Source organism: Dyella sp. 01N448, from assembly GCF_056399225.1.
Genome location: NZ_JBFTQX010000005.1, coordinates 41,221 through 57,828 on the forward strand (window position 1 = coordinate 41,221; position 16,608 = coordinate 57,828).

The following is a 16,608-nucleotide window of genomic DNA, read 5'->3' on the forward strand; positions in this document are numbered from 1 at the left end:
GCAAAGCGACAGGAAAGGTTGCCAGGGGAGCAACGAAGAAGTCCGGAGAAACCTCGACGCGATCCCCCGCGTCCCCGCGCGTAAAGGCGGCATCCCATAAAGCGCCATCGACGAGGGATAAGGCTGCGACCGGTTTGCGCGTGCGCATGTATCGCGTGGGCTTTGGCGACTTCTTCCTGGTCAGCGTGCCGGCGGCCAAGGGCTACCAGCACATCCTGATTGATTGCGGCGTACATGCGAAGGACACCGGGAGCATTGTGGCGTCCGTCAAGCAGATGGCCGAGGAAACCAATCATCGGCTGGCACTGGTCATCGTGACGCATCGCCATGCCGACCACATTTCGGGTTTCGCACGCTGCAAAGAAATCTTTGAGACATTCACGGTAGATCGTGTGTGGATGTCCTGGTTTGAAGATCCGCGCGATAAAAAGGCGAAGGCGTCACAGGCGAAGCTCGCCATGGCCGCGATGCGTCTGGGCGCGGCGTTCGCCGATCGCAATCTCGCGGGAGACCAAAGCTATCAGCACATGGTCATGAACATCACGGGAGGCGGCCTGAACCAGTCCGCGCTGGATATGTTGCACGGCTTTACGAATCGCCCACCGGTGGACTACTACGCCGCCGGCGCGACACCCACGCTCCCCGCGAGCCTGGTCGCCACAGGCCTGAAGGCTTCGATTCTGGGGCCACCCACCGACCCCGCCTTGATTCGGACCATGTCAAACAGCAGTCAGGAGTACCTGGCCCTGGCCGAGTACGCGGCGTCAGGCAGTGTGGCGCCGTTTGCGAAGGGCTTCAACGTGCCGCCTGAGCAGTACGACAGCGAAGTCTTTGCCAGCGTCGACAGGAACACGCTTCAAGAGCGCATCAAGTCGGTGCAGCCAGACCTGCTTGTCGCAGCGGCCGTCGAGGCCGACCGATACCTGAACAATCAGAGCCTGGTGGTGCTCTTCACCTTTAAAGGGAAAAGCCTTCTCTTTGCCGGTGACGCCCAATGGGGGAATTGGGCGAACTTTTTGTATGGCAGCGCGACGAGCGACACCCTGACCAAGGACAGCGCAGCGCTTTTGGCCAAGCTCGACTTCTACAAGGTCGGTCACCACGGAAGTCGCAATGCGACTCCCAAGGCGGCTCTGCAAGCCATGCGAGATGGTTGCGTGGCGATGTGTTCAACAGCGGATGGCGCTTTCAACGGCGTGCCGCGCGTACCCCTGCTGACAGCGATTGACGCGAAATCCAGGCAGCAATTGGCGCGAAGCGACCAGGTGGGCGTGCCCCAGGCAGCCGCCATTGCAGAGGTGCTACCCAAGATATTCAAAGCCACCTCGAAAGGCGGCTACGGGTACATCGACTACTTCCTTTGAAGCACATCAGGGCCGGTGCAGTGGATTTATCAGGAGCAATGCCATGAGTTGGGACCTCATCCAGTCCATCCAGAAGACGACCGATCTGCGTCTGATCTTGCCTTTTGGGCTCACCTTGAAGCTCGGCGACGTCGTGGCTGTCGGGCGCGACGGCGTCTTCTCACTCCAGGGCAGTGCACGTACGTTGCTGGGCATGGATGCAGGCGAGCCTCGCCCGAATGGGAGTGCCATCAATCTTGAAGAGCAGTCGGGCAGGGATACTGTCTGTCGCTTCAGGGCGGCCGGCGTCGCGTCGAGCCTTTTCCCCGACGCTCCGCATGCCAACGCCGGTTTCGATGTCTCTTTCCAGAATGCAGATAGCTGGCTGCTCGCCGTCATAGGGCGACAACTTAGCGTTCTCGATCAAGTCGATCGTTTCCGTCAGCCCATCCTCGCGGCGTACAAGCGCGGTGTGTGGAAAGCTGATTGGGCGCTGGTGACCGGCGTGGCGAGCGTGGAACGCATGACGCTACTCGCATCCAGTAGTGCCAGCTCCAAAGTGGCGCTTTCCGTCGGCGCAACCGTCACGGCAACGACGCCTTTGGAGGCGGCCCTCACCAGCGATGTCAGCATTTCGGCCATGAACCAGCAGATCATCAAATGCATGATCACTCAGCAGTCGGGGGCCTTCTGCACTGCCATTCGCGTCAAGGATTCCTGGTTCAAGTCGCCGGAAGTGGGAGATCTCTCGCTGGCAGGGAAGCATCGTGACCCCACTGCCGCCGGCCACGACGCTTTTTGGGAGGATGTCGATGATGTTTCCAAACGGTAGACAAGGCGATCCGCTGTGCTGAGCGAGGAGGAGTTTCACGAGCTGCGGCGGGCGCTGTATCGCTGGTCCGAGCGTGTTCCTGATGTCCCCGTTCTGGGCTTTCTCGACTCAGATTCACTGATGACGCCCCGCGAAGTCTTCGAGCACTTTGATCGTCGCACCAGTGAGGGGCGCGGCATCCGCACGATCCTGGAGCACGGTGTTCGGCGCGAAGGCTTGCCAATGGTGGTGGAGCGCTTTTCGCTCGGCAGGAACGAGGAACGCGCGCGATGACTGGCACGCGGGTCGGACAGCTCGCGCTTGTCGTGCCGCGGGACGATGCCGCGGCACGACAAGCTTGCGATTGGGCGGACGACCTTGTGGCGCGCTGGCCAAGTCACGCGGTTGCGTCCCGGGTGGATGATCGATCCCCCGCCAATCGACAGACGATACAGCTCCTGTTGGCTTCGAAGGCCGATCTCACACTTTATTTTGGACATGGCAATACCCGCGCCTGGCTCACGCTCGGTCGAGTGACGATGGGCGTGGCAGCTGTTGCCGCAGGGGCGGGAACAGCCGTGGTGTCAGTGGCCTGCGAAACAGGGCAGCGACTGGGCCCACAGGCTGTCACTGCCGGTGTGATTGCCTGGCTGGGCTTCACTATCAGAGTACCGGTCATGCCCACGCACAAGGGGCTCGATCCGATCGGTGACGCGCTTGTCGATGGTTTGGAGGTGTTGGGAAAGGCACAAAGCATGCAGGTCGCCAGGGATGCCGTCGTCAGTGCGCTCGACCGCACCGTCGACAGCTTTCGCAACGGCTCGCTGGCATCGCATCCGGGTGCGGCGCTCGGCTACTACGCAGCGATGTGCCTGCGCGATCACGTGGTGATCCACGGCAATGCGGCCCATGTGCCACTGCCATGAACGAGGTCGCGGCGGACAAGTGGGGGAGTCCGCGTCCAGCAAGTAACGATCGTGCCATTGCTGATTGACAACGAGGCATCGCCATGACCATTGGGGATCTGATCGTCCATTCCACGACACCGGCGCCGCCCGTGCCTGCCGAGGGCATTGCGTTGGCGCTCTCCGGCGGCGGTTACCGGGCCATGCTGTTTCATACCGGAGTGCTATGGCGCCTGGGGCAGCTTGGGTTCTTCAAGGACAAGGACCAATCACGGCAGGCGCCTCAGCAGGCTGCTCCCAACGCCGTCGGGAAGCTGGAGCGCATATCGAGCGTATCCGGTGGGTCTATCACTTCTGCCGTTCTTGCGCTCGCATTCGCACAACTGGAAACCCTGGACGGGGCCGCTTTCGATGAGGCGTATGGCAGGCTTGTGGTCAAGCCTATTCGTGGCTTGGCGTCGACGACTCTCGCGGGAACCTCGGCCGAAGGAGTGTTCCATGTCCTGAAAGACATCGCGTTACCAGGGAGCGTCAGCGACCATATCGCCGATGCCTACGACGAGCACCTGTTCAACGGCAAGACGCTGCAGGACCTGCCCGATCGCGTGCGCTTCATTTTCAACGCGTCCAATCTCCAAACCGGCTCGCTTTGGCGCTTCTCCAAACCCTACCTTGGAGATTGGCGCGTGGGCCAGGTGGTGTCGCCGGGGTTGTCATTGGCGAAGGCGGTGGCGGCGTCGTCTGCCTTTCCACCAGTGCTGGCGCCAGCGATCCTGGACTTGAGCAGGACACCGCTGGGACCCTTCGCCACGGATGGTCCGGCCATACCCTTGGAGCCGCCATTCACCACGCGCCCTGTTCTGGCGGATGGCGGTGTGTACGACAACCTGGGCCTTGAGACCTGCTACAAGCGTTATAAGACGCTGTTCGTCAGCAACGCGGGCAAACCCTTTGCGTCGCAGGCAAGCGTGGCCAAGAACTGGGTGTCCATTGGCAATCGGTGCCTTGATGTCGTGGACAACCAGGTGGGCAGCCTGCGAAAGCGACTGCTAATGCTGGCCCTGACCCAAGGAGAGCGCTACGGCGCCTTCTGGGATATCCAACAAGACATTCGCACACACAATGCACCAGGGGCGCTGCCGTGTCCCTTTGAAAGCACGGGTGCATTGGCCCAGGTGCCCACTGACCTGGCGAGCAAGCCCGCCGACATTCAAGAGCGCCTTATCAACTGGGGCTATGCCATTGCCGACGCGGCATTGCGGCGATGGTTCAACAGTGCGCTGGCTCCGCCGCCAGACTTTCCGTATCCCAAGGTTGGCGTGGGCTCCTAGTGCCAGGTATTGCCGAGGAGGAACTGGTCATGCTGAACGCAGTCATCGACATTTCTCACCACAACACCGTCGCCGACATGGCGAAGGTGAAGAAAGATGGAGTGCAGGGCGTTTTTCAGAAGGCGACCCAGGGCGCAACTTACAAGGATCCCACCTTGGGGCAAAACCGAACGAAGATCGAAGGCGCCGGGCTGCTTTTTGGGGCCTATCACTTCGGCGTGTCGGGTGATCCCTCCGCGCAGGCCGAGTTCTTCCTGGACACCGTCGGCAAAGGTGCGTTGCTCGTGCTCGACTTCGAACCAAACCCACAGGGCTACGACATGTCGCTCCTGGAAGCCGAGCAATTCGTGCACCACATTTACACGAAGACCAAGCGTTACCCGGGCCTGTATTCGGGACACACGATCAAGGAGGCGCTGGCATCGCAGGGCATCACCTCCGCCACTCAAACCGAACTGTCCAAGTGCTGGCTGTGGATTGCCCAATACGCAACCGCCCCGTTGATTCCCAAAGTCTGGAAGAAATGGGCCGTCTGGCAATACACCGATGGCGCCATCGGGTCGATGCCGCATGAGGTGGCAGGCATCGGTCGTTGTGATCGCGATCAATTCAACGGCACGGCGAGCGATCTGAAAAAATTCTGGACTGACAACATGTGGGCGTAACCGCGTGCCTTAGCACCAGCGCAAGGAGTGCAACGACATGCCGCTTACAAGAGACGACTATCGGTGGGCGATCGGCATCATCATCATTCCTCTGTTGGGAGGCCTTTGGGCGCTCCATCAGCAGGATCTGGCAAAGCGGGAAGAGGCCGTGCGGCGCGACCTGGAGAATGCCCAGCGCGGAACCACCGTCCTTGTTTCGCTTTTGCCCTATCTCTCCGATCCCGATCCTTCGCACGTGAAGCGAAACATGGCCATCCGCGTGCTCAATAAGATGCGCGAGGAAAACACCATATCGAGCGAATTGCTGGCGAGCCTGGTTTTGGGCGTGGAGTTGCTGGACCCCAAAAACCCCCTGGATCAGAAGACATTGAGCAGCTTGGCACTGTCACAGGACCTGCCAACCGTGAATTCGCCGTCAGGGGCGCCCGTGGCAGCCGCTGGGCCGGCGTCGGCGACGGCGTCAACATATGTCGCGCCACCCCAGCTCAATCTGCCGACGAGGATTTACATCCAGGTCTATGGCGAGCAAGAGATGGCCCAGGCAAGCAGGGCAAAGGAAGCTCTCCAGGCGGCGGGCATCATCGTGCCGCAGATAGAAGACGTCACACTCAAGCAGCAGAAGGGACAGAAGGTGCCGATCGGGTACGCCGAGTTGACCTTGTTGTACTTTCGGGCGTCCGACAGTGCGGCCGCGCAAACCGCTGCAGCGATTCTGCAAGACGCGGGTTTAGGTGCGGTGCACGTGGCTGATCGCTCGAAGTCAGGCTACCAGGTGCCAAGCGGGCAGCTGGAACTATGGTTTGGCCATTCTGTCGTCGCCGTCAATTAACAGGCGTGTGATCTGACGAGCTTTCGTTTGACCGAGGGTGCCGCCCATGGATGTTCGCAGGCCAGTTGATTTGGCCTGGACCATTGAGCGCTTGAATGCCTGAAGTGAGCTGCGCAGGAAAACCAGCGCGGATGACTTCAAGCTGCCCGCCGCCGAACTGGCGGCGAGCAGCCATTGACTCGCAAGAGGCGAACTGGAAAAACCCGGGGCGACATACAGGCACTCAGTCATCGCTACGCCGAGGAGATGGCAGAGCGACAGGCCGACTCGGGAGGAGCGATGGAAGAGCATCCCCTCATGCTTTCGCCTGCACGCCGAAGCTCGGTGGCCGATCCGCCATGGCCGAGCCGAACGCCGGATTGGGTTTGTCGCTCATCTGGAACAGCAGGGTGCCGCCAGCGGTCAGTTCGGCATGGGTGATCCAGCTCTTGGTCCACGGCTGGCCATTCCAGCTCACCGACTGGATATACGGACGGCCCTTGCCATTGCCCTGCGTCTGCACCACCAGTCGCTTGCCGCTGGCCAACTGGACTTCGGCGCGATCAAGCAGCGGGCTGCCGAACACGTAGTTCGTGCTCACCGGATCCACCGCATACAGGCCTAGCGCACTCATCACGTACCAGGCGCTCATCTGGCCGCAGTCCTCGTTGCCGGGGAGGCCGTCAGGGTCGGGCAGATACATCGTTTCCAACAGCATGCGCACGCGCACCTGAGTCTTGTGATGTGCGCCGGTATACGCATAGAGATAGGGCATGTGATGGCCCGGCTCGTTGCCGAAGGCGAACTGGCCAACCATGCCGGCGATATCCGGCGGTGCATCCGACGGCAATTCGGAGTCGGTGGTGAAGAGCTGATCGAGTTTTTGCTCGAAAGCGTTGGCGCCACCGAACATGGCCATGTACGTGTAGAGATCGTGCTGGTTGAGGAAGGTCGCCTGCCACGCATTGGACTCGGTGAAGTCGCGCCACTTCTTCGAGTGCCCGATGGCGCGCGGATCGAACGGCTCCAGCCACTTGCCATCACTGGCGCGCGGACGCACGAAGTTCACGGTCTTGTCGAACACGTTGCGGTAGTTCTGCGAGCGCGCCTTGAGTGCGGTGGCATCGTCGTGATGACCGAGCTTCTCCGCGTAGTGCGCCATCACCCAGTCGTCATAGGCATACTCGAGCGTCTTGCTGACGGCTTCGCTTTCGACATCGCTGGGGATGTAACCGCGCTTGCGATACTCGGGCAGGCCGAAGTAGTCGTCTTCCATGGCACGCTTGCGGAACACGGGCCACGCGGCCGCATAGTCGATGCCGGTGAAGCCCTTGGCTTGCGCCTCGGCAATCACGACCGCCGAGTGGTAGCCGATCATGCAGACCGTCTCGATGCCTTGCAGCGGCCACACCGGTGGGCCGGCAGGGCTTTCCTGCGCCATGCGCACCAGACCGTTGACCAGGTCGGGCACGCGCTCGGGCTGGTACAGCGTAAACAGGGGATGCTCGGCGCGGTAGGTATCCCACAGCGAGTAGGTGCTGTAGTTGTGCTGCCCCTTGGGCAGCTGGTGCACCTTCATGTCCATGCCGCGATAGCGGCCGTCCACGTCGCTGAACAGCGTGGGCGCCAGCATGGTGTGATAGAGCGCGCTGTAGAAGGTGCGCTTGATATCGTCCGACGAAGACTCGATGCGGATGCGGCTGAGCTCGCTTTCCCACGCGGCTTCGGCGGCTGCCTGCACGCCATCGAAGTCCCAGGCGGGAATCTCGGTCATCAGGTTGCGCAGTGCGCCTTCGATATCGACGCCCGAAATGCCGACCTTGACCAGCAGGGGTGCGTCGTCGAGCTTGTCGTAGAACAACGCGGCCTTGAGGTTGGTGCCCTTGACCTGCGTTGTGCCCTCGGACTGGGCGCTGTCGTTGGAGTACAGCGCGCCGCGCTTGAACGGTCGCGAGACCTTCAGCGCGAAATAGATGTGACGCCCATTGGCCCACTGATGCACACGACGTGCACCAACCACGGTGTCATTGCCCACCAGCTTCAGTTCGGCGTCGGTGACGCTGGCGGGCTTTTTCGGGTCGTCGTGGAAACCGTGGGCGAAGTCGACCAGCAGATGCGCCTCGCCCGCTTGCTGGAAAGTGTAGCGATGGATGCCGGCACGTTCCGTCGCAGTCAGCTCCGCGAGCACGTGGCTGTCCGTCAGTTGCACGCGGTAATAGCCCGGCCGCGCCTGCTCACCGGTGTAGTGCGAACGGTAGCCCTTGACGTGGGTCTTGTAGCCCTTGCGTTCGGCGCCCTGGCCGGCGTGCACGCCGTCGTAGCGCGAGGTGTAGTTGACGCCGTCGTAGTCGCGATCGCCCGGCTGCAACAGCACGGGCCCCATGGCCGGCACGACAAGCACATCGAGCATGTCAGCGGCGCCCGTACCCGACAGATGGGTATGCGAGAAACCCATGATCGAGCCGTCACCCTGGTGATAGCCCGAACTGCCGTCCCATTGCGAGTCATTGGTGTCGGGGCTGAGCTGCATCATGCCGAAGGGCATGCTGGGGCCGGGGTACGTATGGCCGTGGCCGCCGGTGCCCACGAACACGTCGACGTGACGCGACACGCCCTGGGCAAGCGCCGTCTTCTTGCCTGCGGCAGCCGGCAGCGCCGGGAGCGCATGGGCACCGCTACTGAGAACGCCGAGGGCGGCCATGCCTTGCAGAAAGCGACGACGCGAAACCATGATCTGACTCCTTAAAGCAAAACATTGGCCGCGGGGTCGGCCGGGTGGGGGATGGGGTGATTACGCCCTGCGCAACACCTGCGGATGGCGATCGGCCAGCGTCACGATCAGCTCGCCGAACAAGGTGTTGGCCCAGGCAAACCATGAGCGCGTGAATTTCGCCGGGTCGTCCTGATCGAAAGCCTCGTGCATGAAGCCGGTGCCGGCATGCGTGGTTTTGAGCCAGGCGATGCACTGGGAGATCTCTGCCGTATCGCTGCTGGTAAAGGCACGCATCATGATCGACATCGGCCAGATCATGCGCAGCCCTTCGTGCGGACCGCCGATACCCGATGCTGCGCGCCCTTCAAAGAAGTACGGATTGCGCGTGCTCCACGCCTGCGAACGCGTGCGCTGATAACGCGCATCGTCCTGCGTGCAGCTGCCGAGATAGGGCAGGGCGAGCAGGCTGGGCACGTTGGCATCGTCCATGAACAACTGGTTGCCGTAGCCATCGACTTCATACGCCCAGTAGTCGCCTTGCTCGCCGTGGATGACACCGTGCGCTTCGGCCGCACGCTGGATGTCATCGGCAAGCGCGATGCAATCGCCTGCGGTGCTGTCGTCATGGCGCATCGCGCGCAGCATCTCGGCGAGACGGCGAAGACTTGTCGCCGCAAACAGGTTGCCGGGGATATTGAACGGATAGACGGTGGCATCGTCCGATGGACGGAACATCGCATGGATCATGCCTGTTGGTCGCGTCGGGTTGCCGTAGCCCTGCAGGAACTGCGATTCGCTCGGCGTCGGCGACGTGCGCTGGAAGTGATACGGCCCCGGGCCATCCTTGCGCTGCTGTTCGCGGAAGGTCTTGAGCACGGTGCGCATCGCGGCGTGCCAGTCATCATCGAAGGGCGTGATGTCGCCGGTCGCCTGCCAGTAGCCGTGTGCCAGCCGGATCGGATAACACAGCGAATCGATCTCCCATTTGCGCTCCGCCACGCCCGGGCGCATGTCGGTGATGTCGTGCTGCGCCCATTCCAGGTTCGACTTCGCCGTCGGGTCGGGCATGAAGGCGTTGGCATAGGGATCGATGCTGATGCATAGCGCGTGGCGATGAATCAGTCCACGGAACAGCTGCTGCAGGGCCTTGTCCTGGCGGGCGAGCTGCGCGTACGGCCACACCTGCGCGGAGGAATCGCGCATCCACATGGCGTCGATGTCGCCGGTGACCACGAAGGTATCGGGCTTGCCGCGCAGCGTACCCACCTGGACGGTGGTATCGAGCGTATTGGGGAAACAGTTCTCGAACATCCACGCAAGTTCAGGATCACCGATGCGCGCCTTGGTGGTTGCGATCCGTTTCTCCACGGCGGCACTGGTGAATTTGCGCTGGCCAACCGGTGGGCGCTTGCTGGTGAAGGCCGTCTTACCGACGCCAGCCAGCGCGCCGTTTGACAGCATGGCGGCGGCAGGCGCCATCGCCATCCATTTAAGCAGGTCGCGTCGCGTGGTCCTCATGGCTTGGCCTGCGCCTGCGACTGCACCGCGTCGACCAAGGAGGTCAGCTTGAGGGCTGCCTTGAGGCGTGACACGTCCGTCGCACTCTTGACGGTGATATCCACGTGCTCCCCGGGTAGCAGGTCGAACGCATTGTCGGAAAGTTCGACATCGTTGCTGCCGAAATCCAGCCATACGCCGCGCGCCAGCTGTTTGGTACTGATGGTCAACACAATGCCGTTGCCGCTCTGTCGCCAGTCGGCCATCAGCCCCGGCTGGCCCGGAAGCGCCAGCGATTTGGCCAATCCGAAATAAAGCAGGTGATGAGCAATCACCTCGCCGTTCTCGATCACGTCGAACGAGGCCACACTGCGCGTCGGATTTGCGCCGTGCAACAGGTCTGCATCACTGAATTCGCCTGCCATGGTGCTGCTGAGTGCGGCGGCTTCGACCGGCCTGCTGCTCTCGCTCAGGCGCTTGCCGGCCATGTCGTAGAGGCGCGTGCGCAGTACCGCCTTGAACGGCGTCGTGCGATCGGACACGAGATGGAGTGTCGTGTGGCCGTCGCGACGGATCGGCACCACATCCACGGGCGCGTAGAAGCGCCTGGCATGGTATTGCAGTGCCTTCCAGCGACCGAAATAGTCGAGGCTGGACCAGGACGGCCCCGGCCACACGTCGTTGAGCTGCCAGTACAGCGAGCCCATGCTCTGCGGGCGCGCGCTGCGCAAGTGCTCGGCCGCCAACTCGATGCCTTCGGCCTGCATCAGCTGGCTGAGATAGACGAATGACGCAAAGTCCTTCGGCTCGCCGTAGTTGCCGCGGATGTAGAGCAGCAGGCGGTCGTTGCCATCGCCGTTCGCGAACTTCTGGTGCGCGCGCATCACCGGCGAGTTCGGCGTCATGTCGGCGGGCGTGGCGAAGCTTTCGATGGTGGCCATCACCGGAAACGACTGCAGCCCGTACTCGGACTGGAAGCGCGGCGCGACATCCAGGTAGTGCTCGATCGGCTCGGAGCCCGACCACACCTTCCAGTAGTGGTAGTCACCATCATTGAGCACATTGGCTTCGCCATCGAAATCCGTGCTGGGCGAACTGGCCCAGTAGGGCACGTCGGCATCGTTGGACTTCACCACGTCGCGCAAGGTGGTGCCAAAGAGTTCGCGCATGCCGCTTTCGATGCGCTGGCGTTCATCGCTGCCGATGGTCTTCTTGAAATCTTCGCGATCGGGCCAGGATTCCCAGCCCGTCTGCACCTCGTTGTTGCCACACCACAGCACGATGCTGGGATGGTTGCGCAGCCGGCGCACCTGTTCCACTGCCTCGATGCGTGCGTTCTCGCGGAATGCCTGGTCGTAGGGCGTGATCGCGCCGCCGAACATGAAGTCCTGCCAGATCATGATGCCAAGCTGGTCGGCCAGGTCGTAGAACGCATCGCTCTGGTAGTAGCCGCCGCCCCACATGCGCAGCATGTTCAAGTTGGCGTCGCGGGTGGAGGTCAACAGCTTGCGCAGTTGCCCGGACGTGGTGCGCTCGGGAAAGCTGTCGGTGGGAATGAGGTCGGCGCCCTTGGCAAAAATCGGCAGGCCGTTCACCACGAAGGCGAAGCCGCGACCCCATTGGTCACGGTCTCGACGCAGCTCGACGCTGCGCAGGCCGCTCGTACGGTCGGCGCTCGCGAGCGTGTTGTCGCCGCGCTTCACTTCAACATGGAAGCGATAGAGGTTCTGCTTGCCGTACCCCAATGGCCACCAGCGTGCCGGATGCTCGATGGTGAATGGCAGGCGCAACGCATTATCGCCAGCCGTGAGTGCGACATCTTGCGCCGCCTCGCCGCGGCTGCCATCCGGCGCCGTCCAGCTCAACGTGACGTGTGCAGAGCCGGACTTGGCTGCCTGCAATGAGACTTCTGCCGTGAGCGCTGCCTTGTCCGCATCGACGTGCGGCTGGGCGATATGGAAATCTTCCAGCCGCGCGTCGGTCCAGCCCTCCAGTCGTACGGGCTGCCAGATGCCGAGCGTAACGAAGCGCGGGCCCCAATCCCAGCCGTACTGGTAGTTGGCCTTGCGCACATAGTTGGAGGTCTGCTTGCCCTTGGGCTCATCGCCGAAGGCCGAATCGAACTCGCCCGGCAACGCATAGGGCTGCTTGAGCAACCAGGGCTGCAGCCTGGCGATCGGCGAATGCAGTTTGACGATCAGGTTATTGCTGCCCGCATGCAGCACACCCTTCACCGGTACGCGCCAACGGCGGAACATGTTGTCCGCGCTCAGCAGCGGCTTGTCGTTGACGGCGATGTCAGCGAACGTGTCCAGGCCATCGAACACCAGGTCCACGTGATCCTGTTTCAGCGTGGCCGCATCGACGTTGAAGGCGAGGCGATATTCCCAGTCGGCCAGGCCGATCCACTGCAGGCTCGCTTCGTTGTCGCGATAGAACGGGTCGCCGATCTTGCCGGCCGTCAGCAGATCCGTCTGCACGCTGCCGGGAACGTGCGCGCTGGTCCAGGCTGCCTGCTCCGGATGTCTGGCCGCCTGTGGCGTGCCCGGCAGCAGGCGGAACTGCCACCCCGTATCCAGTGGCGTCACTTCAGTGGCGTGGAGTTGGCTTGCACCAGCGAACAGGAGGCCGGCCAGCAGGCCGAGAGAACAGCGAGTCAAAGAGGGCAAGGCAAAGCGCTCCGCATCGTCGTGGTTGGAACGTCGGCCGTCAGAGCCGGCCGGCGTTGCAGGAAGGCGAGGCTTCCCGGCAACGGCATGTCGTGATGGTGTCAATTGTCCAGCGACGCCGTGGAGCGATGATCCAGTTCGCCGGATACTTCGTTCGCCGCCTCGATGAGCAACTTGGTAGTGGTCGCCATGGTCATGCTGGAGCCGCGCCGTTCGATGAAGGGAATGGTGATCGCGCAGATGGCTCGATCGTGTTGCATGACCGGCGCGGAAATATCGGTGACGCCATCGACTACCTGGCTCGGGATGGTGGCCACGCCAGCGGCACGGATCTCGCGTATCGCCTTCTCGACGGGTGGGCGTCGCAGCTGCGGTTCGTGCTCGATCATCATGGCGAACCAGCGTTCGCGCGTGGCGTCGTCCTGCCATGCCAGCAGCACGTGGCCGGAAGCGGAGTGGGAGATCGGGCGGCGATGACCCACGCGTACCACCAGGCCGATTTCACCCGGCGGATCGACGCGCGCAATCACCACGATCTGCTCCTGTGACGGCACGACCAGATGACAAGATTGATCGATGTCGTCCGAGAGCCTGTGCATGATCGGCAGGGCGGTTTCCACCAGACTCTTCACCGGCGGTTGTTCCATGCCCAGGCGAAACAGTCGCGGCGTGAGCGCGTAACGGCCCTCGCCATCCGGGCGACTGATGTAGTCGCGTTCTTCCAGCACCTGGAGCATGCGGAAGATTTCGCCGCGCGAACGGCCTACGCCTTCGGAGATCTCCGCGATGGTCAGCGGTGCGACGGCGCGCGCCAGCAGTTCAAGGATGTCCAATCCCTTGTCGAGGGCGGGGGCGCGATATTTGGGAGACTCTGCAGCCATAAGCGTCCGTGGTATTGAGTGGCTCGTCATGCAGACTACGGGCGGGTTTCAGATGCGAAATTCAACAGCCTCGCCGCCCACCATGCTGCGCCGCAACTTGTGATACATATAAACTATAAGTTCATATTTGCACAATTGTGGCGCCCAGGGCAGAGGGGGCGCTCGCCAACGGCCGGAGGATGAACATCCATGCACCCACAAGCCGCGCCGATCCCGGCGGGTGGTCGCTTTCGGGACAGGGTCCCGCTTTTTCCCCTGGCCTTGATCGTAAGTCTTTTCTTTCTCTGGGGTGTGGCCAACAACCTCAATGACGTGCTGGTAGCGCAATTCAAGAAGGCCTTCACGTTGTCGGACTTCCAGGCCGCGCTGGTGCAAAGCGCGTTCTATCTCGGGTATTTCGTCGTTGCACTCCCTGCGGGAGCCTATATGCGGCGATACGGCTACAAGTCGGCGGTGGTGCTGGGCTTGTGCCTGTATGGGGCAGGGGCGCTTCTGTTCTGGCCGGCCGCGGTGTCGGCAACCTATGGGATGTTCCTCGCGGCGTTGTTTGTCATCGCGTGCGGACTGGCCTTCCTCGAAACCTCGGCCAATCCCCTGGTCACCCTGCTGGGGCCGGCATCTTCGGCTGCCGCGCGCCTCAATCTGGCGCAGGCGTTCAATCCGCTGGGATCGATTGCCGGCGTGCTGATCGGGCAGCATTTCATCTTTACCGGCGTGCAGCACACGCCCACGGAACTCGCCGCCATGAGTGCAAGTGCCCGCGAGGCTTTCATGAAGAGTGAAGCCGCTGCGGTGCAGATGCCTTATCTGGTCATCGGGCTGGGCGTGCTTTTGTGGGCCGTGGTGATCGTGCTGACGCGATTCCCGTCGGTGGCCGTCAGCCAGGAGGGTGCGCCGGGCGAGCGGGGCGTGCTGAGGCACTTGCTGCGCGATGGCAGGTTCCTGGGTGCGGTCGCTGCGCAATTTTTCTACGTGGGTGCGCAGGTCGCCATCTTCAGCCACATGATCCGCTATGCGCAGGCGACGATGCCGGGCACCGCGGACAAGACGGCCGCCAGTTTCGTCACGGCTGGGCTGATCTGTTTCATGGTGGGCCGATTTGCCGGGGCGGTGCTGATGAAGCGCCTGAAGGCTTCGCGCGTGCTGGCCTTGTTCGCGCTCGCCAATGTGCTGCTGATGGCCGTGGCAGCGCTGGCGCCGGGGCGTGAGGGCATCTATGCGCTGGTGGCATCGAGCTTCTTCATGTCGGTGATGTATCCGACGATCTTCGCACTGGGCGTGGAAGGCAGGAGCGACGACGAGCGGAAATTCGGCGCGGCCCTGCTGGTGATGGCTATCGTCGGCGGCGCGGTACTTACTGCCGCGATGGGCGTGGTGTCCGATGGCGTCGGCATTGCGCACGCGATGCTCGTGCCCGGCGTGTGCTTCGTGGCCATCTTCCTGTTCGCGCAGCAGCACTGGCAGCGGGCGATGGCGAGCGTGCCGGCATGAGCTGGCAATGCCTGGCGCTCGACCTGCGCGACGATCCGGCGCTCATTGCCGAATACGAACACTGGCATCGTCGCGAAAACATCTGGCCGCAGATCGTCGCGTCGATTCGCGAGTCAGGCATCGAGGACATGCAGATCTTCCGCACCGGCACCCGGCTGGTCATGCTTATGCGTGTTGCGCCGGATTTCGATGCGCAAGCCAAGGCCCTGGCCGATGCGGCCAACGAGCGCGTGCAGGCATGGGAGTCATTGATGTCCAGGTTCCAGCAGCCACTGCCATGGGCCGCGGCAGGGCAGAAGTGGGTGCCGATGCAGATGATCTTCGACCTGGCCGACTGCGTCGGCTGATCAGCCGTTGCGCCACAGGATGTCGCGCGAGATGCGCGAAGCATCGCGTTGACCGGTCAGTGCCATGGTGACGCTCAGTTCGCGCCGGATCAATTCGATGGCCTGCGTCACGCCCTGTTGTCCATGGGCGCCCAGTCCGTAGAGGAAGGCCTTGCCGATCAGGCCGGCGCGCGCACCCAGTGCCAAGGCCTTGATCAGATCCTGGCCGCTGGTGATGCCGCTGTCGAACAACACCTCGATGCGGCCCGCGACGGCATCGACGATCGAAGGGAGCACGTCGATGGTGGCGGGCGCACCGTCGAGCTGCCGGCCGCCGTGATTGGACACCACGATGGCATCGACGCCGCGCTCGACGGCCAGGCGCGCATCCTCGGGGTCCAGGATGCCCTTGATGATGAGCTTGCCCGGCCATTCTTCGCGTATCCAGGCCAGGTCATTCCAGTTCAGCGTGGGATCGAACTGGTTGGCGATCCATTGCGCGAGCGTGGTCAGGCTGTCGGCCCCCTGGATACGTCCGTCCAGATTGCCGAATGAGCGGCTCGGCGCCCTGAGTACGTTCCAGACCCAGCGCGGCTTGCTCATGATGTCGAACACGTTGCGCAGCGTCACCTTGGGCGGCACCGCAAGACCGTTCTTGATTTCGCGATGGCGCTGGCCTTGCACCGTCAGATCGGCCGTCAGCATCAAGGCGGAGCACTGCGCGGCACGGGCGCGGCGGATCAGCTCGCGGGTGAAGCCGCGGTCGCGCATCACGTAGACCTGGAACCAGAACGGCGTGTCGCAGGCGGCGCGCACCTGCTCGATCGAGCAGATGGACACGGTGCTGAGGCAGAACGGTATGCCCGCCTCGGCGGCCGCACGCGCGCCGAGGATCTCGCCGCTGCCGTGTTGCAGCCCGGTCAGCCCGGTTGGCGCAATGGCGAGCGGCATGCTGGCCGGCGAACCGAGCATGGTGGTGCCCAGTGAGCGATGGTCTACGTTCTGCATGACGCGCTGACGCAGTTGCAGGCGATCGAAGGCGCGCCGATTTTCACGCAGCGTCACTTCATCGTAGGAGCCCCGGTCAGCGTACTCGAAGAATGCCTTGGGCACGCGCCGGCGTGCGATCTCGCGCAGGTCGGCGATATTCGTCACTGGCGCTTTCATG

The 16,608-nt window shown here is 62.7% G+C and carries 15 protein-coding genes; 9 read left to right on the forward strand and 6 right to left on the reverse strand.

All coding sequences use genetic code 11. From position 1 onward, the window contains the following. Positions 1 to 140: 140 nt before the first annotated feature. The 7 genes from AC1DKY_RS09830 to AC1DKY_RS09860 all read left to right on the forward strand — a co-directional run bounded on the left by AC1DKY_RS09830 (position 141) and on the right by AC1DKY_RS09860 (position 5,884). Positions 141 to 1,364: a ComEC/Rec2 family competence protein gene (locus AC1DKY_RS09830; protein ID WP_441603822.1), complete on the forward strand. Its 1,224-nt coding sequence runs from the start codon at positions 141 to 143 to the stop codon at positions 1,362 to 1,364. 43 nt (positions 1,365 to 1,407) lie between these two features. Next, positions 1,408 to 2,175 (forward strand): hypothetical protein, encoded by a 768-nt coding sequence (locus AC1DKY_RS09835; protein ID WP_441603823.1) that lies wholly within the window; start codon positions 1,408 to 1,410, stop codon positions 2,173 to 2,175. 15 nt (positions 2,176 to 2,190) lie between these two features. Continuing rightward, positions 2,191 to 2,448 (forward strand): hypothetical protein, encoded by a 258-nt coding sequence (locus tag AC1DKY_RS09840; protein ID WP_441603824.1) that lies wholly within the window; start codon positions 2,191 to 2,193, stop codon positions 2,446 to 2,448. Next, complete coding sequence (locus tag AC1DKY_RS09845) at positions 2,445 to 3,080, forward strand: hypothetical protein (protein WP_441603825.1); 636 nt, start codon at positions 2,445 to 2,447, stop codon at positions 3,078 to 3,080. Before AC1DKY_RS09840 ends, AC1DKY_RS09845 begins: the two co-directional genes overlap by 4 nt. 83 nt (positions 3,081 to 3,163) lie before the next feature. Next, positions 3,164 to 4,390 carry a patatin-like phospholipase family protein gene (locus AC1DKY_RS09850; protein WP_441603826.1) on the forward strand — a complete coding sequence of 409 codons (1,227 nt, stop codon included), beginning with the start codon at positions 3,164 to 3,166 and terminating at the stop codon, positions 4,388 to 4,390. 29 nt (positions 4,391 to 4,419) lie between these two features. Then, on the forward strand, positions 4,420 to 5,055 hold the full coding sequence (locus AC1DKY_RS09855; RefSeq protein WP_441603827.1) for a glycoside hydrolase family 25 protein: 636 nt from the start codon (positions 4,420 to 4,422) through the stop codon (positions 5,053 to 5,055). 37 nt (positions 5,056 to 5,092) lie between these two features. Further along, positions 5,093 to 5,884, forward strand: a complete 792-nt coding sequence (locus tag AC1DKY_RS09860) for a hypothetical protein (protein ID WP_441603828.1) — start codon at positions 5,093 to 5,095, stop codon at positions 5,882 to 5,884. Here AC1DKY_RS09860 and AC1DKY_RS09865 read toward each other — a convergent pair. The 5 genes from AC1DKY_RS09865 to AC1DKY_RS09885 form a co-directional block, all read right to left on the reverse strand. Beyond that, positions 5,849 to 6,175 (reverse strand): hypothetical protein, encoded by a 327-nt coding sequence (locus AC1DKY_RS09865; protein WP_441603829.1) that lies wholly within the window; start codon positions 6,173 to 6,175, stop codon positions 5,849 to 5,851. The two genes, AC1DKY_RS09860 and AC1DKY_RS09865, sit on opposite strands and share 36 nt — an antisense overlap. A gap of 4 nt (positions 6,176 to 6,179) precedes the next feature. Further along, entirely contained in the window at positions 6,180 to 8,594 is a 2,415-nt protein-coding gene (locus tag AC1DKY_RS09870) for a GH92 family glycosyl hydrolase (protein ID WP_441603830.1), read from the reverse strand. Between the two features lie 60 nt (positions 8,595 to 8,654). After that, entirely contained in the window at positions 8,655 to 10,094 is a 1,440-nt protein-coding gene (locus tag AC1DKY_RS09875; RefSeq protein WP_441603831.1) for a glycoside hydrolase family 125 protein, read from the reverse strand. Then, positions 10,091 to 12,742, reverse strand: coding sequence for a beta-mannosidase (locus AC1DKY_RS09880; RefSeq protein WP_441603832.1), 2,652 nt, complete (start codon positions 12,740 to 12,742; stop codon positions 10,091 to 10,093). Before AC1DKY_RS09880 ends, AC1DKY_RS09875 begins: the two co-directional genes overlap by 4 nt. A 101-nt stretch (positions 12,743 to 12,843) precedes the next feature. Then, positions 12,844 to 13,623: an IclR family transcriptional regulator gene (locus AC1DKY_RS09885; protein ID WP_441603833.1), complete on the reverse strand. Its 780-nt coding sequence runs from the start codon at positions 13,621 to 13,623 to the stop codon at positions 12,844 to 12,846. 189 nt (positions 13,624 to 13,812) lie between these two features. Between AC1DKY_RS09885 and fucP the strand changes: the two genes are divergently transcribed. Together fucP and AC1DKY_RS09895 are read left to right on the forward strand one after the other, a co-directional pair. Then, positions 13,813 to 15,114, forward strand: coding sequence for an L-fucose:H+ symporter permease (fucP, locus tag AC1DKY_RS09890; RefSeq protein WP_441603834.1), 1,302 nt, complete (start codon positions 13,813 to 13,815; stop codon positions 15,112 to 15,114). Next, positions 15,111 to 15,461: an L-rhamnose mutarotase gene (locus tag AC1DKY_RS09895; protein ID WP_441603835.1), complete on the forward strand. Its 351-nt coding sequence runs from the start codon at positions 15,111 to 15,113 to the stop codon at positions 15,459 to 15,461. The genes fucP and AC1DKY_RS09895 overlap by 4 nt, the downstream gene beginning before the upstream one ends. Here the strand turns inward: AC1DKY_RS09895 and AC1DKY_RS09900 are convergent, their stop codons facing one another. After that, a complete protein-coding gene (locus AC1DKY_RS09900; RefSeq protein WP_441603836.1) occupies positions 15,462 to 16,607 on the reverse strand; it encodes an alpha-hydroxy acid oxidase in 1,146 nt (381 codons plus the stop codon). Position 16,608: the final 1 nt, after the last annotated feature.

Excerpts from the sequence above, each read along its gene's own strand:
- AC1DKY_RS09835 (WP_441603823.1), top strand. The coding sequence starts at position 1,408 with ATGAGTTGGGACCTCATCCAGTCCATCCAGAAGACGACCGATCTGCGT.
- AC1DKY_RS09845 (WP_441603825.1), top strand. The coding sequence starts at position 2,445 with ATGACTGGCACGCGGGTCGGACAGCTCGCGCTTGTCGTGCCGCGGGAC.
- AC1DKY_RS09850 (WP_441603826.1), top strand. The coding sequence starts at position 3,164 with ATGACCATTGGGGATCTGATCGTCCATTCCACGACACCGGCGCCGCCC.
- AC1DKY_RS09855 (WP_441603827.1), top strand. The coding sequence starts at position 4,420 with ATGCTGAACGCAGTCATCGACATTTCTCACCACAACACCGTCGCCGAC.
- AC1DKY_RS09860 (WP_441603828.1), top strand. The coding sequence starts at position 5,093 with ATGCCGCTTACAAGAGACGACTATCGGTGGGCGATCGGCATCATCATC.
- AC1DKY_RS09865 (WP_441603829.1), bottom strand. The coding sequence starts at position 6,175 with ATGCTCTTCCATCGCTCCTCCCGAGTCGGCCTGTCGCTCTGCCATCTC.
- AC1DKY_RS09870 (WP_441603830.1), bottom strand. The coding sequence starts at position 8,594 with ATGGTTTCGCGTCGTCGCTTTCTGCAAGGCATGGCCGCCCTCGGCGTT.
- AC1DKY_RS09875 (WP_441603831.1), bottom strand. The coding sequence starts at position 10,094 with ATGAGGACCACGCGACGCGACCTGCTTAAATGGATGGCGATGGCGCCT.
- AC1DKY_RS09885 (WP_441603833.1), bottom strand. The coding sequence starts at position 13,623 with ATGGCTGCAGAGTCTCCCAAATATCGCGCCCCCGCCCTCGACAAGGGA.
- fucP (WP_441603834.1), top strand. The coding sequence starts at position 13,813 with ATGCACCCACAAGCCGCGCCGATCCCGGCGGGTGGTCGCTTTCGGGAC.
- AC1DKY_RS09895 (WP_441603835.1), top strand. The coding sequence starts at position 15,111 with ATGAGCTGGCAATGCCTGGCGCTCGACCTGCGCGACGATCCGGCGCTC.
- AC1DKY_RS09900 (WP_441603836.1), bottom strand. The coding sequence starts at position 16,607 with ATGAAAGCGCCAGTGACGAATATCGCCGACCTGCGCGAGATCGCACGC.